The organism is Flavobacterium sp. GW821-FHT12A05 (assembly GCF_058807735.1).
This window is the reverse complement of record NZ_JBXAQY010000003.1, coordinates 725,808-750,511: the sequence shown is the minus strand read 5'-3', so window position 1 is coordinate 750,511 and position 24,704 is coordinate 725,808. Positions and strand designations below refer to the sequence as shown.

The following is a 24,704-nucleotide window of genomic DNA, read 5'->3' as shown; positions in this document are numbered from 1 at the left end:
AGGCTATAGATGTAAAGGCAGTAATGTCATAGTCGAGTAGTACTAATAATCCGTAAGCTTATGTACACCCTTTTCTCTCCTGTCCAAAAGACGGGAGAGAAGAAACTTTCTAAAATAGTAAATAAAAGTCTTTTCTTTATCTCAGTATGTTAAAATATTGTTTAATTGATAATTAACAATTTATAATTGATAATTAATAATTAAAAGTTACCCAAAGTAACTAACAGCCTTAAGGTGGTTATTGCGGCGGGGCTCACCTCTTCCCATCCCGAACAGAGTAGTTAAGCCCGCCTGCGCAGATGGTACTGCAGTATTGTGGGAGAGTATGTCGTCGCCTTTCTTTAAAAACCCTATCCAATCAGGATAGGGTTTTTTGTTTTATAATGTTTTTAACGATGAAACGGTTAAACGCAAATAATAATAGAAATAAAAAAAGCCATCTCAGGAATTTGAACTGAGACGGCTTTTTTATACTGACAAACGGCTTTAAAAATTGAACTATTTTAAACCTAGCATAAACTCCAATTTTTATCCAGAAATTCATCCTCTCCAGGCTCTTCTGTTTTATAAGCAATTGCTTCAGGAATAGATGTTTTAGGTAGGTTTACATGTACAATGGTGTTTTCTTTAATATCGTCAAGCTGCTTTATAACCTCCTCGAGTTCATCAAGACTGCTGACTTCAAAACCTTTGCCTCCAAATACATCAACGAGTTTCGCATATTTCCAACGATGCATTTCGTTGTAATTATAAACATTGTTTAAATCGGGAATACTATATTCTACTTTGTCTTCACCACGAAACGGATTTGGATTAACAAGCATTTGTTCAATTCCATAAATACCATTATCTAAAACAAAAACAATAGTGTCGTGTTTTAGTTTATTCTGGGTAGATATGGCCTGACAGGTTTCTTGAAAAGCACCGTCCCCAACAAATACCACTGGTCTTTTATCAGGTCTGGCACATTTTATGCCGGTTGCCGCAGGAACAGAATAACCTATCGAAAGCCATGAGGCCTGTGCTACGAATCCGTTTGGTTCTGCAATACGAATGCCTTGAGCACCCAATAAAGGAAAACCCGCATCGGCAACCACTATATGTCTCTCGTCTATAAAACTATTGATTCGCTTGAAAAAGGTATCATAAGTAAGTGCTGGTTTCTCTCTTTTTGTTATCCTGTTGTCAGCTAGAAAAAATGATTCAGGCAGCTTCTTTTTGTCATACATTTCGTAAGCACTAAAAGTAACTTTGATAAGTTCTTCTTTCAGGAATATCATAAAATCTCTTAGCGATACATTAGCGATATAAGAAGCACCGATTCTTACACCACTGTGATTGGCAAGTACAGTATCTTCTTTCCAGACATCAAAACCACCCAGATTTTTACCGGTGGTCCATACGCCAAGACCAATTTTTAGCTCGGCTTTTTCGAATTGTTCCTTAACATCTTTTGGAGATGCCTTGCCATTAAATACACCTTTAAATTTAGGGTGGTTTTCGGATACAATTGATTTTCCGAGAATAGAGGTCACAAATTCTGTATTGGAAGTTTCGATCAGATCCAGGAATTCTTTTTGAATGCCGTAGCGCTGGATTTCAATACCGCCCCAGAAGATAATTTCTTTTCCTCGTGCCATTGCGGCTACTCTTTGCGCAGCCTTGCGCGCACTTGTTTGGCATTTAGATGTCTCTCTTTCTGCCAATGGAGCGATAGGCGGATTGCATTCCATTCGCCATGCATCTTCAAAAACCTCAAGATATACCGGTCTTCCATATAAAATACAGGCATTTAGCACCGCATCAATTTTATAAGGAGCATCTGATGAGCCTGTAACTTGTTCTGCTGCAACGGTGACGTTTCGAAATACATTAATGTTGCTGTACATATCACCTGTCATATGTGATGCGAGCATACCCTGAACTAGACTTCGCTGTTGGTCTTTGTTTGTTGGAGCTCCATTAATAACTAATACAGGACAATGTTCTACATAAGAACCTGCAACGGAATTGAGCAGGGTAAACGCTCCCACGCCGTACGTTACCGCTACTGCGGCGAAACCGTTTTGACGTGCGTAGGCATCAGTGCAATGCCCCGCGTTTATTTCGTTTGTGTCATTAACGATTTTAATTTTTGCATTTTTGTCTTCGTGAATTGTATTTAAAAACGGCGCGGTATAATTGCCGGCAATTCCAAATAAATGCGTGAGTCCTAATTGTTCCAGACGTATTTGCAGGTATTTTGCAACGGTGATTTTTTGCTGTGACATCTTAAATAGGATTATTCAGGTTACCAGTATTTTCGTTAACTTCAAGTGCAGTGCGAATTCCGGATTCGATGGCACCTTCAATCCAGGCATGTTTCAGGGAAGTATGTTCTCCGGCAAAATGTGCTTTTCCATTCCATTCGGTTGAGATAATATGACGCTGCAATAATTGTAACTGACCCGGATTAAATATTGCCGCTTCGCCATAGGCATACGGGTCACGCATCCAGCTTTGTGTTGCACCACCAATTAATTTTCCGCCTTTCGTTTTGTATTCCTTAATGCTCGAACTAATTACGGCAAGGTCGATAATACGCTGTTGTTCTTTCTCGTCATCGGAGTGCATGATGGCTAGGTTTTTAAGTGCATAAAAATACCTGTCGTCGTCGTCCATAGAATCCCAGCGGCTTGCTTCGTCAGACCAGCAATAAGATGCCAGTACGACACCATGTCCTTTCGCTCCCAAATCATTGCTTGGGTAATAGGTAAAACGGTTTGAAAAATCAGTAATCGTACCGCCTCCAACAATATTATAAGGTGCTTCCTGCCACCATTTTTCACGAAATTCCAGTAATATTTTAGTAGCAGAATCGTAGTGTAGCTCTCGAATCGCTTTTCGTTTTTGCTGCTTGAATTGTGGTGTTACATACACATGTCTTAATGCCGAAAAGGGTATGGTAACAATTACTTCATCAAATTCAAGTTCGCTTACGGGTGTTTTTAATGCTTTGAACCCTGCGTCTTCATAAAACTGAAAATCACGTTGTACTTCAATATCTACTTCTATTTTTACCTTGTCGTTAACGAGCTTCATTTTGGTCATTCTGCAATCAAAATAGGTGTTTTCTTCAAGGCTGTGGGCTTTAAAGAATGCATTCGGAAGCAGGTCGCTTCCGCCTGCAATTTCCATGAACTTGGTAGAATCTTTGATAATGTTTTGTTCGATAAAACTCTGAATAAAATCATAAGCCATTCTGGATTCCAGATTTTGCATAACCCCAATCATCTCAATGGCATTCTCTGAATACATTGAATTTTCTTTTAAAAAACGGCGCATTGAATATTCTCCGTAACGCTCGATCAGCAAAGGCCAGTTTTTTTCAGGATCTTCGGCAATAAAAGCTTTAAGCGGATTAATAAGATTAGCCATTAATTGGTCTGCACGCATGTTTTCGCTGCTGCCCAGATGAAAGTCCAATAGTTTGTTTACATCTACCTTAGTTCCATCTTTTCGGATATATTCATTTTGCACAACACGTTTACGGTTAACGTAGAAAAGAGAATTCCTGGTAACATCCGGTTCCGGTTTGGCTGGATCTGCCTGATGCGCAATTGCTTGTTCTTTATCGACAGAGAGATAATAAAAAGGTTCGGTTTTGAGTCCGAGTTTATCAATGTATTTGAGGACCATCTGGTGTATGGTTGGGATTCGCATCGCACCAGCTTCACCATAAACACTGTCGTCTTCAAAATATTTTTTGTTCTCAGAATTTCTGAAAGTCTTAATCCTGCCGCCAACACGAGTGTTCGATTCAACTATCGTAACATTATGACCGGCTTGTTTTAACAAAGCAGCTGCCACCATTCCGGCCATTCCGGCACCAATGATTAATACATCTTTTGATTTATCTGTACGTGGAATTCCCTCGTCAATATACTTTAAGTATTGCTGGATAATAGGGTCGTTGTCTTCGTCGAGTAGGCCGTGTAAATAGTTTTCCATTATTAGGTAGTTTAGTTATTGGTTTTTTATGAAATTGTTTAGAAATAAACTCAGTAAATCTGAGTTTCGAATTTGAGTTATCATTAAACGCGGAAAAAATTAGCAGCTATCCAGTATTCTTTCCATTTGCTCCAAACTTCATCAAATACAGGGGGATTTTCTTTGTATTGAGTTTTAATAAGTTCTTTTGCTGTAATAATATCGTTTTGTTCTTTTAGATAGCTTAAAAGCTCAAATTGTTCTTTATGTAAATCGTAAATTGCTAATTTAAATTTGTGCCTCAAAACGACACAATAACTTTCGCTTTCAGAAGGCAAGTTTGGGTGTTCTTCATTTTTAAATTCAGAATAGTATTTTCGAACAGGAAACTTAAATTTGAACAATTCACATATAGGTACAAGTTTTAGTTCGTTTTCATCTGTATCGATTGTGGCCAATTGGTAATTTTCTTCGGCTTTCATTTCGAAAATAACACCTATGGCATATTCAAATCGGGCGAGTTCAATTATGAAATCAATCCAATCTTCTTTGATGGTTTCGTGAGCATCGGGTCTATTGTTTTCCAGATAGTCTGCAAAATGAGCTCCTAAATAGGCTAAATTATAGTTATGGGAAGGTTTTGAGGCGAGATAATCATCGGCGAAAGCGCAAAAAATAGCTTCGCCTAAGGCATATTCTAAGGCACTAAATTGTTGTGACATACAATTTCGTAAACGGGCAATATAACTTCTTTGGTAAATACCCAAATGTTCCTGTGCGGTAAGTTTTTCAGAATGACAAATCACATCTTCAATCGAAGCAGTATTGAATTGATCTGAAAGTAAATCACTGGGATTAATTCCGGTTTGCTGATATGGATCTAGTAACAGCTGCTGCATCCACTGTTGGAAATTTTTTAGTGGTATTTTGACCGTTTTCTGCATTTTTTGTATTTATAAAAATTTATCCATTTCAAAAAGATTCAATGGGTTTGAAACCTGTTCTTTATCGGTAAACCGAACTTCATTTTCAACACCAACAAATGCCGCGTCCATATATTGTTTTGATTTAAGCAATTCAGAATGATACACATCGAAGGACGGAATATTACCATCCCATTCTAATAAAACCGATGCTTCGTTTGCCAGTTGATATGCCAATTGAAACAATTTCCATACTTGAGAATTTACTTCTCTATCGTGTGTGTCAATAATATAATTACCGCAATTTTGATGACCAGCTAAGTGCATTTGTACAATCTTTTCATGCGGAATTCCTTTGATATATTCGACAGGATCAAAATCATTATTAAAAGAAGATACATAGATATTGTTTACATCCAGAAGTAATCCACAGCCTGTTTCTTCGGTCATTATTCGTAAAAATTCCCATTCCGGAAATGTAGAATTATTAAAGGATGCGTAAGTGCTTGGATTCTCAATAATCAGTGGTCGTTCTAAATAATCCTGCGCCTGAATGATTCGATTACAAACATGTATTAATGATTCTTCATTTAGCGGAAGCGGAAGTAAATCGTGCGAATTGGTCGTTAAAACTCCGGTCCAGCATAAATGGTCGCTAATCCAGGCTGGTTGTACTTCGGCAGCTAATTGTTTTAAACTCTTTAGATAATCAAAATTTAAAGGATCAGTACTTCCTATAGACAATGATACCCCGTGCATGACCACGGGATATCGTTCTGCTATTTGATGTAAGATGTATCTTGGTCGTCCATGCGAATCCATAAAATTCTCAGAAATTACCTCAAACCAATCTACGGCGGGATTCTTTTTCAGAATATGCTCAAAATGCTGGCTTCTAAGTCCTAAACCCAATCCTAAATTGGGTAATCCGAGTCTAGTAACCATTCTTTTTTGGTTTACAATTTGAAAGACTCTCTGGTAGTTTTTCGGCACTTTCTTGTTCCATTTTCAAAACTCTTAGATCGGCAGCAATCTTTCTTTCAGCAGGATTGTTTATGTAAGAGCAAGATCTTGAACCGCTTTGTCCGCAAGAAGAATAATCCTGACCAGTTGTACCGCGAAGGGTGTTTACATAGTCATTACTTGGTCCGTATGGTTGAGGAGCTTCACCAAATGGTTCGTCATTTTCTTTTCTTTTTTCTTCGAAGCGTATTCTGGCTAATTGCCAAACACTAAGTCCTTTATTAGGACCTTGAGCCATAAAGCGAGAAGATAAAATGGGTACACCACAGCTGCCTTGATAACGGCATTCGTTTTGACCCGGATGACAAAATTCTTCGGTAGTTCCAAAAATACCGCAGCCTCCTTGTCCTTTGCACTCGTTTAAAGTGTGGCACGGATGACCAACTGCTGTTGAGCAGTCGCCCATTCCTGCACAATCATTATTTCCTGAATATCCTGTATTTTTGCATGAATTAAGCCCCATACACACATGAAGCTCTCTGTTTACTAATTCTGACATAATATGTTTTTTAATGATGAGTATAAGGTGTACTTGGAACTTTTGGCACATCGGCTATAATGCTGTAATCTAGTCCTACATCTGGCAGAGCTGGAAAATAACTGTCGTATTTGTTTTGTGTTGCCCAAATCCAGCCAGGATCTGCTTTAGCCAATTGATCAACTAAATTCATAATTTGTGCTTTGGGTCTTAAGGAACTTTGCTCAAACGAATAAGGTTCAAATGTCAGAGCACCTCTGTAGGCTTCATTGTCTTTGGCATACGTATATTTATTGATTTTGTTTCCAACTTCGCTTAAAAGCCAGATCATCGATTTGTGAATACCGTACATGAATAAATCGTATTGGGTACTTTCGTCTTTGTAATAGCAGGTTTCAATCATTAAAAGAATATAAGCAAAAACGGCATTACCTAATTCTGAACACAATGCCAGTGCCTTGTTATTGGAAGCAGTATAATCGGCTATTTTAGGATTAGCATCAGTATCATATACAAAATAGCTGAAGAAATCGTCTAAGCCATGAATTTTACTAAACTTTTCCTGATAGTAACCACCAAAAGTGTAGACTTCCAGAAACTTGGCAAAATGAGCCAATTCTTTTCCGGTATCATCATAATCACCTTTCCAAAAAACTGCTTTTCCATCAACAATTTCCATTGGTACAGGCATTTTATTTTCGCCCCATTCTAAGATATGTTGTTGGTCATCACTTTTTCCTTCTCCCTGTTCAATGATACGTCCTATAGCTTCAATTGCTGATTTAGCATCATACACTCCAAGAAGTCCGCCACTTTCATCTTCATTTGCAAACTGAGGATTGTGCTCTCTGTCATAATGTACAGTATTCATAGAATTTTGAGAATAGAATGGTCTCGCACGTCCTGAATCATCCGGAGGAAGCAATTGTGGTCTGTAATCATATGGTCCGGGAAAATCTTCTTTTATACAGGCAATAATTAATTCATATAAGCGACCAATAGTTTTATATTCAATTGTATTTAATAATTGTTTGTCTTTGTAAGGATCTTCAAATGGTTCAGGGCTTTCTATCTGCAGGAAAGTAGTTAATTGATTTAATGATAATTTTGCGGCATTAATTTGAAACTCTGGAATATGTCCGTCTAATTGTGTTGGAAATGATAATATTTTTCCAATTCCCATAAGGTCTGGTGCAGTTTGACAAACAGCTTGTTTGACATTGCATGCGAGAGCAAGGTGCAGCATTTCTTCAATAACAACACTCATGATTAAGGCTGCTGCTTTATTGGAATAAACCAATATGTCCACTTTCAGTTCTTGTGCCAATTCATCAATTTTTGCAGGACTAAGTATGCCGGATTGAGAAAGCTGCCCATGAATTTTAGCATACAATGCGTCCTGATCCTGTGCTCTGTTTATCGAATAATAGGTAGATAAATACGTTGGGATAGTAGCAAGTTCAAGCGCGATTGCCTGTTGCATTACTTCCTTGATATTTTCCTTTGTTACCGTATCCGAAAATGTAAAAAGTTTTTTTGTTTTCATGTAGTTTTTTTTTGGAGGGAATAGGTTTGTTTTTTTGGTTTTTATTGTTTTTGATTTTTATACGCAGCTGTAAACTGCCAGTGTTAATTGGCGGATTATTTACTTATAAAATTACTACGATAGAAGTGTGAATTTAAAAAATGGGCATGAGTGCCTAATTTTTGCGCATAGAAGAGCGAAATAGCGCCATGAGTGCCTTTTTTTGAATTTTGAAAGGTGATGGATAACTAAAGGTAAATTTTGTAGTAGAAAAGGAATTAGTTTCAGGCTTAAAAAATGATATGAACACGAAGTGAGGATTTGTTCGATTTTAAAAAATCTGAAAAGCAGTATAAAACAAAAAAACCTGCAAATCCTTAGATTCGCAGGTTTTTTGTTTTTATATAAATTTTGAAATTTACGTATAAAAAAAGTCCTAATTTTCATTAGGACTTTTTTGGTGGGGAGAGCAGGATTCGAACCTGCGAAGTTCACACAGCAGATTTACAGTCTGCCCTCGTTGGCCGCTTGAGTATCTCCCCTTAAGCTTGTATTGTTGTGCTTTGTTGTTCTAAGCGGTTGCAAAGATAGGAACGTTTTCTACATTTCCAAACAAAAAAATGACTTAATTTTAAGTTATTTTAAAGTTATTTTTTAATTCGTTGGAATTGAATAAAATAAAAAAGACGAAATTTGAACTTTTTTTTAATTTGTTTCAAAATATAGGATTATTCTTAAGATGAAATGATCTGTTTTTCAGCTTTTAATTTTAAAAATTGAAGTTCAGAACATCCATTTTTCCTCAGAAATAATGAATAAAAGAGCTAAAATAATTTTATTTTTTGGAACGTATTTACTCCTTTAAAAAAAACAGAAACTAATGTTTGTCGTTGCTCTCTTTTCTGATAAATTTTTAAGAATGCTAATGCATTCTTTGAGGAATAACCAAACTGGTTTCGTTGCCTGCTAATTTATTTAAAAAACGTCTTTAAAACTTAATTATTAAATTGCATTTACTTTTAAAACGACTTTTTTGAATTGTTGGGTGCTGCGTAAAAACAAAAAAATCTCCACTAGGGAGATTTTTTGTTTTAATCTGAATTGATATTATTTAGCTAAAAGCTCTAATATTTTTGCTCTTAATTCCGGACCTCTTAAGTCTTGAGCAACTACTTTTCCTGATGCATCAAGAATAAAAGTTGCAGGAATAGATTCAACATTATATTGTTTTGCAATTGGTTCGTCCCAAAATTTTAAGTTTGAAACGTGTGTCCATGTTAAACCATCTTTTGCGATAGCTTCAGTCCACTTGCTTTTTTCTTTATCTAAAGAAACACCAATTATATTTAGTCCTTTTGAATGTAACTCTTTATATATAGCTACAACATTTGGATTTTCTTTACGACATGGTCCACACCATGAAGCCCAAAAATCAACGATAGTTACTTTACCTAAACTTTCTTTAAGCGAAACTACTTTTCCTTCTGGATTTGGAGCCGAAAAATCTGCTCTTCATTTAGCGTTACCAACAGCAGGAGCTGACGCACCAACTGCAGGCATTTTTGCTTGACCTAGTTTAGTTTTGATTTCTTTACCAGGAGTTGTGTTTTTTACAGATTCGTCTAAAGCGTTGTATAAACTTTCTGCTTTTTTCATGTCTGTACTTGGATCATTGATCATTCCTTGTAGGATCAATACAGAGATATAAGATTTTGGGTGACCTTCAGCGTAAGCTAAATATTTCTTTTTGCTGTTAGCTTGAACTTCTGTTTGAATTTCCATGTATTGTTTCATCAAGCCATTGATAGTTGCTGTATCTTGAGCTTGTTGAGCTTGCTGCATTTTTTGAGTATTTTTTTTCTGAAAATCAATTAAGCTTTTTTGAGTTTTTGTAAGATCTTCGTTGAATGTAGTGTACTCGTCATTGTTATAAGTTCCAGAAACTTTAGATTTGTGGATACTGTCTTTGTCAATGTCAACTTTTATTTCTCCTGTTTCTAAGATAAAAGGAAATGGCTGGTTAGCACCTTGAATAATTAATGTATGGAAAGCAGGTTCTGCAACTTTACCTTTAATTTCAAATTTTCCGTTTTCAACTTTTACTGTATCAAGCGCGATTGTCATTCTTGTAGTTGGGTCCTGACCTTGAAGAATGATTGTTTTTCCGTTTTCAATTCCTTTTGCAGTACCTGTAATTAAGTATTCGCCGTCTTTAACTTTGCTGCATGAAATGATAGCCACAGAAGCCGTAAGTAAAAAAAGTATTTTTTTCATTATAAAAAATTAATTAGTTAATTGATTTGTGCAACAAAAGTATCTAAAATTATAAAACATAAAGAATTTTGGAACCTAAAATTTTGTTATAGTTTTTTTGTATCTAAATGTCCTGTAATCAAGGGTTTTGGTGCGTTAATTTGATTTAAAACTCTTATTCTTATTTTGTTTTGAGCGCTAATATAGAGTTTTTTTAATAGTAAGACATAAAAAAAGCACTCTGTAAGAAGAGTGCTTTTTGAATATTTTTGAATAAATCTATTCCTGATTTGTTTTTTTTCTCCAAGTAAAAGAGTTCAAAATGTGTCTTTTTGCAAATCTTCCAGGAGAATCTGCATTTACCATTTTCACGTAAGTTGCTTTAGGAACACTAATGTATTCGTAAACACTTCCGTTAGAAAAATCGATAATTAAACGACCTTCAACAAATTTATAATCTGTAATAGTACAAGTTGAAATAGTTTCAGTGTACTCAGGTAAATTAAGTTTAATAGTATCAGGATGAATACTTACTAAAAAGTGGTAAGCTTCAATGATTGTTTTACTTTTTTCTTCTGCCTCTTTTAAACCAGCGTCGTCTCCTACAAATTTATCAGGATGAGATTCTTTCATCGCATTACGATAAATTGTTTTTAAATCTTTTAACTCTGCAGTTTTTTCTACGTTTAGTAACTTGCGGTATTCAACTATTTTTTTCATAAATAAAAGGTAACTACTTGTCTATTAGTTTGAAATCGATATTAATTAGTTCAAATCGACAAATTTTTTGCAAAGGTACACTTTTTTTTAACTTTTCAGTTTTCAACTAAAAAATATTAAAAAAAGTTAATGATAAATTGATTGTAATTTTATTTAACCGCAAAGAGCGCAAGGATTTTTTATTTATGCTTATGTATACAAACGCAAAGTTCGCAAAGCTTTGTCTACACAAAGCTTTGCGAACTTTTTAAATCTAATACTTGCACACGATAAAAAAAACCTTGCGCTCTTTGCGGTTAAAAATTCCCCTCATTTCAACCTGAAACTTTCAACCTGAAACCTGAAACAAAAAATACTTATTCCGGCTTACGATTAGCCTTATCGAAGTTTCTAGATTTCTTTGGATATTTATCGTAGCTGATATCGCTTGGATTTTCGATTACAGATTTAATTGTAACCCAATCGCCAATATTAAAGTTAGTATGTGCAATTTTATAATCTAAAAGATACTCACCACAGAAATAATTGTTGTTTTCATCTTTTTCGATAATGCCGGTATAAACTCCTTTTTGAGGCATTTTTTCTTGTGAATCTTTAGACATGTTTTTTTTATTTTAAATTGATGCAGCAAAGTTAATCAATTTATGTTTGTTTTAGGGAGTTCGCGGCAATCTGAGTATATTTGCACATGCAGAAAAATTTTAAACCACATCCTAATTCTTTCAAGAATACATTTTGTGTTTTTAATGAAGTCCTTCCAAATGAAATTGAAGGTTTGAAAAAACAGTTTGAAAGCAAAGCGGGAAGTACCTATTATTATACCGAAGCCGGAATGTACCGCGTTTCGAATCATTGGGGAAGATTAGCCAATAGCAAATGGCGTTTAGTTGCCCGTGAACCGGAAACCGAATCGAAAACAAAAATTGGTTTTGCAGCATGGAATGAGTTTTATCCTGATAATGCCGAGGAAAAACTGTATTATATAGAAGCCGATTTCGAAAAGAACCTTGCCAATTATCAGCATAGAAATAATCCAAAATACGATCAAAAAGCAGTGTTGAGAACCAGTTTTGAAACCACAAAGAGGTTAAAACAAATACGAAACCTGCAGCAATTAACTTCTTGGGCAAAATATTTTGATTATGATGATATTGCCGATTTAAGAAAGCAGCTTATTAACGAATTGATTTTTACCGAAAAAAGTTTAGAAGAAATTAAAAGAGAAATATAATGGGACGCAACAACGAAAAGAATATCAAAATTCATAATGATAAATTGCACAAAGCCCAGGCTAAGAAAAAACAAGCCGAAGTTTCGCGCAAAGAAAAGCTGAAAGAAATTGTGAAGAAATTCAACGAAAATAAAAAAGAAGAATAAAATAGTTTCAAGTTACAACAGAACGTGAAACCTGAAATAAAAAATTAAACATATTTTTCGCCACGAATTTCACGAATTACCACGAATTAATTTTTAAGTTTTGTATTCAATTCAAATTAAAAATTAGTGCTAATTTGTGAAATTCGTGGCAAACAAAAAACAAAAAAAGATTATGAGTAATAAATTCGAAACCTTAAAAGCGAGCGTACAGGAAATCATTGATTTAATTGCAGCAGGAGATTCCAGAGAAGCAAATAATAAACTATTAGATGTAAGCGAAGTATTAGACGAAATGATTGATTTTGCTGAAGAAGATGAAGAAGTGAGAGAAATAAGCCGATATCAGGTTTTATTGAATCAGCTGCACGTAAAACTTAACGGAGAAGAAGAAGTAGATGGCGACGCATAAATGTTATTGCGATACTGGATTACCGTTTGAAAATTGCTGCGGCTTGTATCTCGAAAATAACCAAAAAGCGCCGACAGCTTTGGCTTTAATGCGTTCTCGATATTCGGCTTATGCAACTCACAATGCCGATTATCTTTTGCAAACTACTTATATTTCGGAAAGAAAATATTATTCGAAAACCGAAATTTTAAAATGGGCGACCGCTAATAAATGGCAAAAGCTGGAAATTTTAAGTTTCACAGAAAATACAGTTGAGTTTAAAGCTTATTTTTTAGATTCAGATAGCAAACCACAGACTCATTATGAGTTTTCAACCTTTAAGTTTGAAAATAACGAATGGTTTTATGTTGATGGAAAGTTTGAATAATCATTATATCTAACACTGTTAGCTGTAGATTTTGGTTAAATATTTTAACTAAAAATTAATAAACGTTTCGTTTTTCATAATTCTAAAAAACCGTAATTTTAAAATTATGAAAAACGAATTTAAAAAAGGTTTTTATTTTAAGTCGTACGAAGCCCCTTTTCAGTCTCCGTTTGAAAAACTTTTTGGCATTTTCAAAGAGCTTATCACCCATACTTCGGGCGATTTTGATGAAGCAATCAGCTGGCTTCGGGAGTTGGATATAGAATATAAACTGACCGATGAGAACTACACAATCGATGATTTTATCGAAGATTTAAAAAAGAAAGGTTACATAAAAGACGAAGTTAAAGAAGACGGAAGCGGTGGTTTTGGTATAACTGCTAAAACAGAACGTGCCATTCGTCAGCAGGCTTTAGATCAAATTTTTGGGAACCTGAAACGTTCCGGAAACGGAAATCACAAAACAAAACATGCCGGAAATGGCGATGAACATACAGGAGAATTTCGCGAATTTAATTTTGGCGATGGTTTAGAACGTATTTCATTAACCGAAAGTCTGCGAAACGCCCAAATCAATAATGGAGTAGAAAGTTTCATGCTGACTGAAAATGATTTGGTTATCGAAGAAACGCAGTACAAAGCACAAATGAGTACCGTTTTAATGATCGACATCAGCCATAGTATGATTTTGTATGGAGAAGATAGAATTACGCCGGCCAAAAAAGTAGCCATGGCTTTGGCTGAATTAATCACAACGCGTTATCCAAAAGATACGCTTGATATTCTGGTTTTTGGAAACGACGCCTGGACAATTCCAATTAAAGATCTGCCATATCTGCAAGTCGGTCCATATCATACCAATACGGTTGCAGGCCTTCAGTTAGCGATGGATATTTTACGCCGAAAACGAAATACCAACAAACAAATTTTCATGATTACCGACGGAAAGCCAAGCTGCGTGCGTGAACGCGACGGTTCGTATTATATGAACAGCAACGGTCTTGACGAATATATTGTAGACAAATGCTACACACAGGCACAGCAGGCCAGAAAATTACATATTCCAATTACGACTTTCATGATTGCAAATGATCCTTATTTACAGCGTTTTGTAAATCATTTTACCGAAGCAAATCAAGGAAAAGCATTTTATACCGGATTAAAAGGTCTTGGCGAAATGATTTTTGAAGATTACGAAACGAATAGGAAGAAACGAGTTAGATAGTTTTCAGTGTTCAGTCGCAGTATTCAGTGTTCAGTTGTAAGTGTTCAGTTGTAAGTGTTCAGTCTCAGTTTTCAGTGTAGAGATGCACAGAAATGCGTCTAAGCAGTTGTCACGCTGAGCGAAGTCGAAGCGCTGTGCTATTGGTTAATGATTAATTTAACAAACAACGCATATCGTAGAGACGCACCGCAGTGCGTCTACGCAAAGTAATGACACAATGTTGATTTAGGGTCAAAGTTGCAAAGGTTCGAAGTTTTTTAAAAGAGATTAATTTATAAATAAAGCATATCGTAGAGACGCACAGCAGTGCGTCTACACACAGTAATGACACAATACATGGTCATTTAAAATCAATAATAAAATCGATATTTCAATAAAAATGGAAATAAACAATATAAAAACATTAGGGCAGTTAAAAGCTGCAGGATATAAGAGCACAAGTATTAAAGACGAATTACGAAATAATCTTCGTGAGAAAATCAAAACGGGGAAACCTGTTTTTGAAGGTGTTCACGGATTCGAAAATACGGTAATTCCGGAGTTGGAACGTGCGATTTTGTCTCGCCATAATATCAATTTATTAGGTCTTCGCGGACAGGCAAAAACACGTTTGGCGCGCAAAATGGTAGAATTGCTGGATGAGTATATTCCGTTTGTAACGGGCTCAGAAATCAACGACGATCCGTTAAATCCAATTTCGCGATTTGCTAAAGATTTAATTGAAGAAAAAGGCGATGAAACTCCAATTTCGTGGTTACACAGAAACGAACGTTTCTTCGAAAAACTAGCAACGCCGGATGTTACCGTTGCCGATTTAATTGGAGACGTTGACCCGATAAAAGCGGCGAATTTAAAATTATCTTACGCTGATGATCGTGTTATTCACTTTGGAATGATTCCGAGAGCCAATCGCAGTATTTTTGTTATTAATGAATTACCGGATTTACAAGCCAGAATTCAGGTAGCGTTATTTAATATTCTGCAGGAAGGTGATATTCAAATTCGCGGTTTTAAATTGAGAATGCCTCTTGATATGCAGTTTATTTTTACCGCAAACCCAGAAGATTATACCAACAGAGGAAGTATCGTTACACCTCTTAAAGATAGAATTGGTTCGCAGATTTTAACGCATTATCCTGAAACGGTTGCAATTGCAAGAACTATTACGGAACAAGAAGCAAAACTAGACGAAAACCAAAGTGATATAGTCTATGTGCCAAATTTGGCCAAAGATATTTTAGAACAAATAAGTTTTGAAGCGCGTGAAAGCGAATATATAGACAATAAAAGTGGTGTAAGTGCCAGAATGAGTATTACCGCTTTTGAAAATTTAATTAGTACTGCAGAACGCCGTGCTTTAAAATCAGGTGCAGATAAAACAGTTTTACGTTTATCAGATTTTATCGGAATTATTCCGGCCATTACAGGAAAAGTAGAATTGGTTTATGAAGGCGAGCAGGAGGGAGCTGCTTTTGTAGCACAGCATTTAATAGGAATGGCAATTCGAACTTTGTTCCCAACGTTGTTTCCTAAAATTGAAAAATTAGAAAAACCGGGAGAAAAAACACCTTATTCTGATTTGATTGAATGGTTTTTTGCCGAAAGTGGTTTCGAATTATTAGATGATGCCTCAGATGCTGAATACCAAAGTATTTTAGATGAAGTTACGCCATTGGATATTTTATTGAAAAAATACCAGCCTGAATTAGATAAAAAAGATCAATACTTCATGAAAGAATTCGTTTTATGGGCATTGGTAGAATATAAAAAACTAAGCAAAGACCGTTTTGCGCAAGGACATCAATTTAAAGATATGTATGGAAGTTATATTAGTAAATTGTAAATTATAAATTGTTAATTATTAACGTAGTTACTAAACCCGACAGGTTTTTAAAACCTGTCGGGTTTTTTATGGGCTGTTGTTTCTTTATTTGTTTAAAAATAAAGTAATTACCAGTTTTAATTCCTTTACCTTGCTGCGTTGGCTGTATTTGCAGTTTTCCCAAAAAAGAAATGAATGATAGTTTCGAAGATTTGATCGCAAGTTATATAGAGAATAAAATTGGAATATCAGAACGTTTTATGAGCGATGCTCTCGCAGACAATCTCAAGAAGAATTTAATCGATTTAAATGCTGCAAGTCTGTTACTGACGGCAGGAATAGGCAATTCAGAGAAGTTTGCTCTGGATGGAACCGTTAGAAAAGACACGATTTACTGGCTGGATAAAAAGCATAACAATGTTTTCGAAAATGAGTTTTTTGATATCATCGATGCTTTCGTATTGTATTTAAACGAAAGTTGTTTTGCCGGAATTACGGGTTATGAGTTTCATTATTCCTTATATGAAAAAGGCGATTTTTATTTAAAACACCTCGATCAGTTCAAAAACAATTCGAGCCGTAAATACTCAATGATCAGTTATCTAAACAGCAGTTGGATAGAAAGTGACGGAGGAGAATTAATGATTCACCAAAATAACAGCCAGCAGAAAATTTCGCCGATTCAGGGAAAAACTGTTTTCTTTAAAAGTAACGAATTGGTTCACGAAGTATTAGTAACCCAAAATACCCGAATGAGTATTACCGGCTGGTTAAAGAGCGATTAATATGTTTTTTTTGAAAGTATAAAACAGATAAACACTATTTTTGTTCTCAAAAATTTAATTCTATGTTATTTCTAATTTTAAGCATTTTATGCAGTGTAACGGTTGGTGTAATTTTCAAAATAACCCGTAAATACAATGCAAATCCAATTCAAATAATAGCTTTCAATTATATAACGGCAATATTACTCTGCTACTTTACTTTTAGCCCTGATTTAACAGCAGTTCATGCAGATGCACCATGGAATATCTATGCAGCTGTTGGTGTTATACTGCCAATCGTTTTTCTGTTTTTATTTACTTCGATAAAATATATGGGAATCGTAAAAACAGATGCCGCACAGCGTTTGTCGTTGTTTATTCCGATAATCGCCGCCTGGTTAGTTTTTAAAGAAGAATTTAATTCCTATAAAGTTATCGGATTAATAATTGGTTTTGTCGCGCTTTTATTCATCTTAAGAAAACAATCTATAAACGACCAAAACAAATGGATTTATCCTGCAGCGGTGTTTCTGGGTTTTGGAATTGTAGATATCCTATTTAAGCAAATTGCACTTTATACCGCTTTGCCTTATACAACTTCACTATTTATAGTTTTTGATATTGCTCTGGCTGTTTCTCTGCTGGTTGTAGTGTATGATGTGGTTTTGAAAAAGGTGAATTTAAATTCAAAAAACATTCTTTTTGGGGCTTTAGTAGGTATTTTTAATTTTGGAAATATTCTATTTTACTTAAAAGCCCACAAAGCATTTGCCGAAAATCCGTCTACTGTTTTTGCCGGAATGAATATGGGAGTTATTGTTTTAGGAAGTCTTGTAGGCTTGCTTTTCTTTAAAGAAAAACTATCAAAAATCAACTTTTTTGGTATTGCATTGGCTTTAATTGCCATTGTTTTTATTGTTTTTTCTCAATTTGCATAATTTTTTTTGACTCTTTAAGTCTTTAATTTACAGCTTATTTAATGTTAAGTTTGAAAAATTTTTAAATAAACTCTACTAATTCGATAGAATTTATAAAATATATTTATAAATTTGTCCTAACAATGAAAAACTATAGTCTAAATATCATCCCGTTTATGTGCAGCTTGACGATGTGCTGTATGTCAAACCATACGATGAAATGGCGTTAATAGAGAAAGTACTTGTTAGTTATTTTTTTTTTGAGCCTTTCATGCACCATGAAAGGCTTTTTTTTAGAACCATTAAAACAAATAAAATGAGATCAAATAGAAACATAAATAGTATGATGCATTGCTGCCAGACAAAAATTCCTTGTTGTATGTGCATCACTTGTCAATTTTTATTGAGACCTAACATTTTATTAAACCCAAATCCTGATAAACCCAAATTTTAAAAATAAATACTATGAGTACACAAATTATAAAACAGAATCCCTTTCAATCTATGATTGATCGTTTTAATATAGCAGCCGATATTCTTAATCTTGATGAATCGATAAGACAAAAGCTGCAACGTCCGGAAAAACAAATTGTGGTAAATTTTTCTATCACATTAGATAATGGCACAGAGCAAAACTTCGAAGGATACCGTGTTATTCACAACACAGCTTTAGGACCGTCAAAAGGCGGAATCCGTTATGATACTGCTGTAAACCTTGATGAAGTTAAAGCACTTGCGGCCTGGATGACCTGGAAATCTGCGGTAACCGGAATTCCTTTTGGAGGAGCAAAAGGCGGTATTATCTGCGATCCAAGAACACTTTCTAAAACCGAATTAGAAAGAATTACAAGAGCGTATACAAAAGCATTAGCAGATATTTTTGGACCTGAAAAAGATGTTCCTGCACCAGATATGGGAACAGGTCCTGACGAAATGGGCTGGCTGATGGATGAATTTTCGTTAGTACACGGAAAAACAATTCATGCGGTTGTTACCGGAAAACACCTGCATTCTGGAGGTTCTCTTGGAAGGGTAGAAGCAACCGGAAGAGGCGTAAGCATTATTAGTTTACTGGCATTGGAAAAATTAAAAATCAGACCGGCAAGATCAACTGCAGCAATTCAGGGATTTGGAAATGTTGGTTTGCATTCGGCTTTATTTTTATATGAAAAAGGAGTAAAAATTGTAGCGGTAAGCGATGTTTCGGAAGCTTTTTATAATCCGGATGGAATCAATATTCCGGAGCTGATTTTGTATTACAATCTCAACAATAAAACTATTAAAGGATATCCAAATTCAGTGGCAATTAAACACGAAGATTTATTGCTTTTAGATGTTGATGTTTTGATTCCGGCGGCAAAAGAAGATGTCATTACACAAAAAAATGCCAAAGACATCCGCGCTAAAATAATTATTGAGGCCGCAAATGGACCCGTTTCTTCAGATGCCGATAAAATTCTGCATGAAAATAACGTTTTGGTCGTTCCGGATATTTTAGCAAATGCGGGAGGTGTTACCGTTTCGTATTTCGAATGGCTTCAGAATTCATTATTAGAATCATGGAGAATTCACCAGATTAATAAGCGTTTAGAAGATATTTTGGAGAAAGGTTTTGAAACCGTATTTAGAGTAGCAGCTAAACATGATGTAACGCCAAGAATTGCAGCTTACATAATTGCTTTGAAGAAAGTGGCAGAGACACAATCTGTAAAAGAAGTGGCGCTAGAAGCACCAAAATTCAAACAGAATTAATTTTTTAATGCACCCAAGATTATTTTCATCAATTACTAAAACGTGTAAAAACATGTTTTTTTAGTTGATGAAATGTCTTTTTTAGTTCCTATTCCATATAAAGTAATTTATAAAAATGAAAAATATCAATTTTCTTGCTTTTGCAATGCCTGCTTTCTTCCTGTTTTTATTCTTAGAATACAAGCTGGCACAACGAAAAAAAAGACCTGAAATTTTTAATTATGAAAGTTCTGTTTCTAATATCAGCATTGGTATTGCGGAGCGATTGATTAATTTATTTGTTGCGGCAAGTTTTTATCAATTGTATTATTTGATTTACGACGATTATCGGATTTTCGAAATTCCAAGCGGCGTTTTAGTCTGGATTGCCTTGATTCTCGCAACAGATTTTGTTTGGTATTGGTACCACAGACTAGGTCATGAAGTCAATTTTTTCTGGGCAGCACACATTGTGCATCACCACAGCGAAGAATTTAATTTTACCGCCGCTGCCAGGATTACCACTTTTCAGGCTGTAGTCCGAACGGGATTTTGGTGTATTCTGCCCCTGGTTGGTTTTCATCCCACAATGGTAATAACCATGCTTATTGTACATGGTGCCTATTCTTTCTTTACCCATACACAACTTATTGGCAGCATAAAATGGCTCGAATATGTTTTTGTAACACCATCGATTCATGGTGTTCATCATGCCTCTGACGAAAAATATCTCGATAAAAATTACGGAGATATGTTTACTTTTTGGGATCGTCTTTTTGGTACTTTTCAGCAAGAAGAAGAAAAACCAAAGTACGGATTAACACATCCTCTTAAAAGTTATAGTTTCCTGTGGCAGCACTTTCATTATTATTTTGAAATTTTTGAATTGTGGAAACGTTCCAAAGGTTTTAAAGCTAGATGGAAAGCCGTTTTTGGAAGTCCCGCCCACATGGATCAGGATATTCGTCCAACTTTAGAAAAACGTTTTCTACAGGATAAAAGCAATCCGCATCAAAGACTTCGTTTTCGTAATTACCTTTATATTCAATTGGCGGTCTCTACTTTATTACTGACTGTTTTTACGTATTATTTTGATCATTTAGAAGCCTACGATAAGATTTTTGTTTTATCTATTATCATCATCACTTTAATCAATTGCGGCGCGATATTAGAACAGCGAAAATGGATTTATTATCTCGAATATACACGTATTTTTATGGTAACAACTTATTTCCTGTACGCAGAAAATCTAACCATGTTTTTCTTTGTTCCGTTAGCCATTATGATTTTTGCCGAGCAATTATTCTCGCTTAGCAAATATTATCAAAATATGATTTTACAATTAGAATCTTCGGAATAATAAACATAAAAACCGCCACGAATTCACGAATTATTTTAAATATAAATTCGTGATTTGTGGCGGTTTTTTTTTAATGTATAAAAAAAACTTAGTCCCTTAGCCTCTCAGCCTCTTAGAGCCTTAGTATCTCAGCCCTTTAAATCGTTTTAATCGCCATAATTTTCTCTTCGAAAGTATCTTTAAAATCAGATTTGCTTTTGATTCTGGTTTTGTACGTATAAATTGTAGCTACAGAAAGTTCCAGGAATTCAGCCATTTGACTGCTGTCCTGAATCCCTAATCGATATAAAGCGAAAATGCGTAGTTCTGTATTCAAAAGTTCGCCTTTCTTTACAATACATTTATGATCGTTTGGAAATAAATGATTAAAATCGGTTACAAAAGTGGGGAACAATTTCAGGAAGATTTCATCAAATTGATGAAAAAGATTCTCTCTTTCTTCCTTTACATTATAACGTTTTAAACTCGCAATAACTTCATCGGTTTTCTTGGTAATAATTTTATGAAGCGTACTTTTCTGAATATGATCTATCTTATTAATAAACGCCGATGTGGCCTTAATAAAATACGTAATATATTCTTCCTTAATGGCATTTGCCTCGCTCAAACTAATGTTCATTTCCTGCAGCTGTGCGTAGGACGAAGCCATTATTTTTCGGGCTTTATTTTTTTCTTTTAATTGTTTAAAAATGATGATAGAGAACAGGATAATAATAAGAGTTAAAATCGTCAATAAAATAATAATCTTCTCCAGCTTATCATTCTTATCTTTTACATTATTCAGCTGCGCTTTTTCGATAATAGGCAGTATCGACGAAATTTCAATTTTACGATGTCTGGCATTGTAAAAAGTAGCATCGTCCATGGCAATATTAATATATTCATTGGCTTTGTCTAAATAGCCCATTTTAAAGAGTTCGTTGGCTAGATTTCTAAGCGCAACGGTTTCTTTGGTCGCATTTTTAACATCGGCAATAGCGGCAAGTGCGAGATAATGAATGGCTTTTTTGGTGTATCCTCTTTCAGAATAAATATAACCAAGACTCGAAGTAGCAATTCCGTAATAATCCGGCGGAAGGTGGTAGTTGTTTATCCAATAACTGAAGGCAAATTCGGCACCGCGCCAATCCTGCTGTTTTAAACGTTTTAGACTTTCGGCCGCCCAATATTCATTCGTATTGGTTCCAATTAATTCCAATGCTTTTTTTAGAAAATGATTTCCCTGCTGTACATAATGAATATTAAAACGCTGATCGCGGTTGTAATCGGCTAAATCATAATAAGCTCGGGCTTTAATATTATAGTATTCAAATTTATTTTTCAGATCAAGTTTGGTATCATCAATAACATTAAGTGTATCGATGGCTTCTTTAAAAAGCCCGGACGAAAGCAGTACGAAACCTTCCTTAATTCGGCTTTTAGATAAAAACTTGGGATCTTTTAAAACTTTGGCCTTGATTTTCGCTTCTTCTAAATAATAATAAGCCGAATCGTATTTGAATGATTTGTACTCATCAAACAAAGACATATAGGTATTATAAAGCTGTTCGTTGTTTTGGCTGACGGTAAACTTTGAAACGTTCTTTTTTAAAGTTTCAATTTTTCGATATTTCTGTTTAAGGTAAACTTCTTTTTTGAGAAGCACATTATCTAATTCTTCAAGAATAGGATTCGTCTCTTTCGCAGTTAGAGAAAAGCCCATAATGAAAAAATACAAAATGAATATTTTTTGCATGGTTTGGTTGTGGTTTTAGGGTAAGATAATTTATGGTGTGAGCTAATTCGTTTAAAGTCAAAATTAATGAAAAACTGATGATTTTCAGTTTTTAGAATAAAGAGCAGCTTGTTGAGATTTTCTTAAGAAAAGCATCTTAGAGGCCTAGAATAGGCTTTGGAATGTTAAAAGTACTCTAATTATTTGCAATTATACAATAAAAAGTGGTTATATCTGTGTATAGTGAAAAAATATTCATATAAAATTTTCATATTGTCATATTTACCATTTATTATTGCCACTTTTTTATCTAGACAGTACCTTGATTTTTATGTTTTTACTAAAATCTTAAAATACTGATAATCAATTTTTTAATTACGGAAACGTTTGAATTATATCTTGATTTTTCGCAGATATTTTTTTTTAGATTTATTTAACATCTAGTTTCGTACTGTCCTTTTAAGAGGATGAAAAACTAACAAAAACCAAAAATTTATGAGAAGTAAAAGTTATTATTGGTTAGCTCTTTTTATGTGTTTTTTCGCCATTAGCTGCGATAATACAGAAGACGGCAGCTACGTTAATCCTATTACCCTTTATGAGAAAGTAAATGGAAACTGGGGATTAACCAATTTGAAGATGGTCGATGAAGTTGCGAAGGCAAGTAACATCGAGCCAAAAGAAGAAAACTTGAGTACTTTTTTTAACTACGAAGATTTTAAAATCAAATTTAACGTAGACGAAAAAAACAATCCTACAAGTTATGAAGTAACGGGTAATGTTCCTCCTTTGTTTGCCCCAAAAGGATACTGGCAGCTGAGCTCAGATTTTCAGCCAACAAATCCAAGTCCAGTTAAAATCTACTTGTATAGCGACGCGCAAAAAACTCAAAAAACAGACGAACTTAAAATATCATCAGTTCCTGGAAAGAATGGCGAAATGGAATTTCAGTTAGCACATTCTTCCGGCGGAGTTTCTATTGTGACTTATGTATTCAAATTAAATGCTATTAATTAAAAAGTAATATGAAAAAATTTCTATATACAATTTTACTTGCCCTGTTGATGGCTCCAACTTTTACTAAGGCACAAGAAAATGCGGGAGCTGTAGGAGCAATGTCATCATTTCCTGTAGTGTACAAATATGATGAAAAAGTAACCTGGTACTTCGATCTTGCGGGTACTACATTTGCTGAAAACGAAGATTTATACATGTGGATCTGGTCTCCCTCTGAACCGGATGCAAACCACTGGGAAAACTCATCTGATTTTGCAAAATTGAAATACGAAGGAAACAAAGTATGGAGTTTTACTTTAACTCCAACTTTATACTTTACTAAAACCCCAGCCGAAATTGCAGCAAGCGCAGGATTTTGGTTTCGTTTAAAAAACAAAAACGGATCTAAACAAAGCGACGTGGCCAATATGGTCTATACTGATTTCACAACATTTTATACGGCGAATGAGCTGATCAGAGCTTATCCGACAAAACCAACTATTGATAAAGGCGTAAGTATCTTGTTTAATGCCAATTTAGCTCCGGGATTTGCAGGCGCAACCAGCGTACACATGCACAGCGGACTGAACGATTGGGATGTTAAACAAGAATACCAATCATGGCTGCCGGAAATTGCAGCAAAAACAAAATTAAAAGATTTAGGAAACGGTTTTTATAAAATGGATTTAGTTCCAAAAGACTATTACAATGCGCCAGATGGTTACGAGATGAAAAATTTAGTTTTCCTGATGGTAAAAGACGATTGGGCAGGAACTATTCCGGATCAGGTTTTATATGCAGGAGCTTACGTTCCGCCGCCAGCACCGGTTTTTGGATATTTCCCTTTACAAATCAGCCAAAAAGATTTCTTAGGAATTTATAGAAAAAACAATGAGCCGGGTGTAAACAAATTAATTTACACGATTACTGCCGGTACAAAAACAATTTCTGGTGAGTTTACTGGAGGAGTTGCAGAGATAAAAGGATTTGTCAATTTAGTTTCTGAACTAAAAGATTCTCCAAGTTTAAGTGAAATTCATGTTGTGGTTAAAGACAACAAAGACAAAACAATTTCAGACACGACAATTCCGCTTAAAACTCTAGACAAATAATTCACTATCAAATTAAAAC

General features: G+C 34.9%; 22 protein-coding genes, 1 tRNA gene, 1 rRNA gene and 1 pseudogene. 13 read left to right on the top strand and 12 right to left on the bottom strand.

Translation table 11 applies throughout. From position 1 onward, the window contains the following. Positions 1-230: 230 nt before the first annotated feature. Positions 231-340: ribosomal RNA gene (gene rrf / locus AC1RRQ_RS09635) — 5S ribosomal RNA — on the top strand. A 169-nt stretch (positions 341-509) separates the two neighbouring features. Here the strand turns inward: rrf and AC1RRQ_RS09630 are convergent. From AC1RRQ_RS09630 to AC1RRQ_RS09580, 11 genes and pseudogenes are all read right to left on the bottom strand, one after another. Then, on the bottom strand, positions 510-2,270 hold the full coding sequence (locus tag AC1RRQ_RS09630) for an alpha-keto acid decarboxylase family protein (RefSeq protein WP_493022805.1): 1,761 nt from the start codon (positions 2,268-2,270) through the stop codon (positions 510-512). Position 2,271: 1 nt separating this feature from the next. Continuing rightward, positions 2,272-3,990, bottom strand: a complete 1,719-nt coding sequence (locus AC1RRQ_RS09625; RefSeq protein ID WP_493022804.1) for a flavin monoamine oxidase family protein — start codon at positions 3,988-3,990, stop codon at positions 2,272-2,274. An 83-nt stretch (positions 3,991-4,073) separates the two neighbouring features. Then, a complete protein-coding gene (locus tag AC1RRQ_RS09620) occupies positions 4,074-4,868 on the bottom strand; it encodes an HvfC/BufC family peptide modification chaperone (RefSeq protein ID WP_493022803.1) in 795 nt (264 codons plus the stop codon). 54 nt (positions 4,869-4,922) lie between these two features. Continuing rightward, positions 4,923-5,837, bottom strand: a complete 915-nt coding sequence (bufB, locus tag AC1RRQ_RS09615) for an MNIO family bufferin maturase (RefSeq protein ID WP_493022802.1) — start codon at positions 5,835-5,837, stop codon at positions 4,923-4,925. Then, positions 5,827-6,414 (bottom strand): hypothetical protein, encoded by a 588-nt coding sequence (locus AC1RRQ_RS09610; protein WP_493022801.1) that lies wholly within the window; start codon positions 6,412-6,414, stop codon positions 5,827-5,829. Before AC1RRQ_RS09610 ends, bufB begins: the two co-directional genes overlap by 11 nt. A 10-nt stretch (positions 6,415-6,424) precedes the next feature. Further along, positions 6,425-7,939 (bottom strand): ferritin-like domain-containing protein, encoded by a 1,515-nt coding sequence (locus AC1RRQ_RS09605; RefSeq protein WP_493022800.1) that lies wholly within the window; start codon positions 7,937-7,939, stop codon positions 6,425-6,427. Between the two features lie 437 nt (positions 7,940-8,376). Next, a tRNA-Tyr gene (locus AC1RRQ_RS09600) sits at positions 8,377-8,460 on the bottom strand. A 565-nt stretch (positions 8,461-9,025) separates the two neighbouring features. Beyond that, positions 9,026-9,412: pseudogene (locus AC1RRQ_RS09595) on the bottom strand (peroxiredoxin family protein); the annotation flags it as partial. A gap of 18 nt (positions 9,413-9,430) precedes the next feature. Next, positions 9,431-10,192, bottom strand: coding sequence for a DUF4369 domain-containing protein (locus AC1RRQ_RS09590; protein WP_493022799.1), 762 nt, complete (start codon positions 10,190-10,192; stop codon positions 9,431-9,433). A 258-nt stretch (positions 10,193-10,450) separates the two neighbouring features. After that, positions 10,451-10,891, bottom strand: coding sequence for a KTSC domain-containing protein (locus AC1RRQ_RS09585; RefSeq protein ID WP_053474414.1), 441 nt, complete (start codon positions 10,889-10,891; stop codon positions 10,451-10,453). Positions 10,892-11,247: 356 nt separating this feature from the next. Then, positions 11,248-11,493, bottom strand: a complete 246-nt coding sequence (locus tag AC1RRQ_RS09580) for a hypothetical protein (RefSeq protein ID WP_493022798.1) — start codon at positions 11,491-11,493, stop codon at positions 11,248-11,250. 86 nt (positions 11,494-11,579) lie between these two features. Between AC1RRQ_RS09580 and AC1RRQ_RS09575 the strand changes: the two genes are divergently transcribed. The 10 genes from AC1RRQ_RS09575 (at position 11,580) to AC1RRQ_RS09530 (ending at position 20,863) form a co-directional block, all read left to right on the top strand. After that, positions 11,580-12,122, top strand: a complete 543-nt coding sequence (locus tag AC1RRQ_RS09575) for a hypothetical protein (RefSeq protein WP_493022797.1) — start codon at positions 11,580-11,582, stop codon at positions 12,120-12,122. Continuing rightward, entirely contained in the window at positions 12,122-12,268 is a 147-nt protein-coding gene (locus AC1RRQ_RS09570; RefSeq protein ID WP_493022796.1) for a hypothetical protein, read from the top strand. The genes AC1RRQ_RS09575 and AC1RRQ_RS09570 overlap by 1 nt, the downstream gene beginning before the upstream one ends. Before the next feature lie 172 nt (positions 12,269-12,440). Beyond that, positions 12,441-12,677, top strand: coding sequence for a hypothetical protein (locus tag AC1RRQ_RS09565; protein ID WP_071638606.1), 237 nt, complete (start codon positions 12,441-12,443; stop codon positions 12,675-12,677). After that, on the top strand, positions 12,664-13,044 hold the full coding sequence (locus AC1RRQ_RS09560) for a YchJ family protein (protein WP_493022795.1): 381 nt from the start codon (positions 12,664-12,666) through the stop codon (positions 13,042-13,044). Before AC1RRQ_RS09565 ends, AC1RRQ_RS09560 begins: the two co-directional genes overlap by 14 nt. Positions 13,045-13,150: 106 nt before the next feature. Beyond that, positions 13,151-14,269, top strand: coding sequence for a vWA domain-containing protein (locus AC1RRQ_RS09555; RefSeq protein ID WP_493022794.1), 1,119 nt, complete (start codon positions 13,151-13,153; stop codon positions 14,267-14,269). A 379-nt stretch (positions 14,270-14,648) separates the two neighbouring features. After that, the gene (locus AC1RRQ_RS09550; RefSeq protein WP_493022793.1) at positions 14,649-16,112 is read left to right on the top strand and encodes an AAA family ATPase; all 1,464 of its coding nucleotides are present in this window, start codon (positions 14,649-14,651) and stop codon (positions 16,110-16,112) included. Positions 16,113-16,282: 170 nt separating this feature from the next. Next, entirely contained in the window at positions 16,283-16,876 is a 594-nt protein-coding gene (locus AC1RRQ_RS09545) for a 2OG-Fe(II) oxygenase (RefSeq protein WP_493022792.1), read from the top strand. A gap of 62 nt (positions 16,877-16,938) precedes the next feature. Further along, a complete protein-coding gene (locus tag AC1RRQ_RS09540; protein ID WP_493022791.1) occupies positions 16,939-17,793 on the top strand; it encodes an EamA family transporter in 855 nt (284 codons plus the stop codon). Positions 17,794-18,237: 444 nt separating this feature from the next. Continuing rightward, on the top strand, positions 18,238-19,524 hold the full coding sequence (locus tag AC1RRQ_RS09535; protein WP_493022790.1) for a Glu/Leu/Phe/Val family dehydrogenase: 1,287 nt from the start codon (positions 18,238-18,240) through the stop codon (positions 19,522-19,524). A 115-nt stretch (positions 19,525-19,639) separates the two neighbouring features. Further along, the gene (locus AC1RRQ_RS09530) at positions 19,640-20,863 is read left to right on the top strand and encodes a sterol desaturase family protein (protein WP_493022789.1); all 1,224 of its coding nucleotides are present in this window, start codon (positions 19,640-19,642) and stop codon (positions 20,861-20,863) included. A gap of 136 nt (positions 20,864-20,999) precedes the next feature. Here the strand turns inward: AC1RRQ_RS09530 and susR are convergent, their stop codons facing one another. After that, complete coding sequence (susR, locus tag AC1RRQ_RS09525) at positions 21,000-22,598, bottom strand: SusR family glycan utilization regulator (protein WP_493022788.1); 1,599 nt, start codon at positions 22,596-22,598, stop codon at positions 21,000-21,002. A gap of 474 nt (positions 22,599-23,072) precedes the next feature. Between susR and AC1RRQ_RS09520 the strand changes: the two genes are divergently transcribed. Together AC1RRQ_RS09520 and AC1RRQ_RS09515 are read left to right on the top strand one after the other, a co-directional pair. Continuing rightward, a complete protein-coding gene (locus tag AC1RRQ_RS09520; RefSeq protein WP_493022787.1) occupies positions 23,073-23,594 on the top strand; it encodes a DUF5004 domain-containing protein in 522 nt (173 codons plus the stop codon). An 8-nt stretch (positions 23,595-23,602) separates the two neighbouring features. Further along, positions 23,603-24,685, top strand: a complete 1,083-nt coding sequence (locus AC1RRQ_RS09515) for a hypothetical protein (RefSeq protein ID WP_493022786.1) — start codon at positions 23,603-23,605, stop codon at positions 24,683-24,685. Positions 24,686-24,704: the final 19 nt, after the last annotated feature.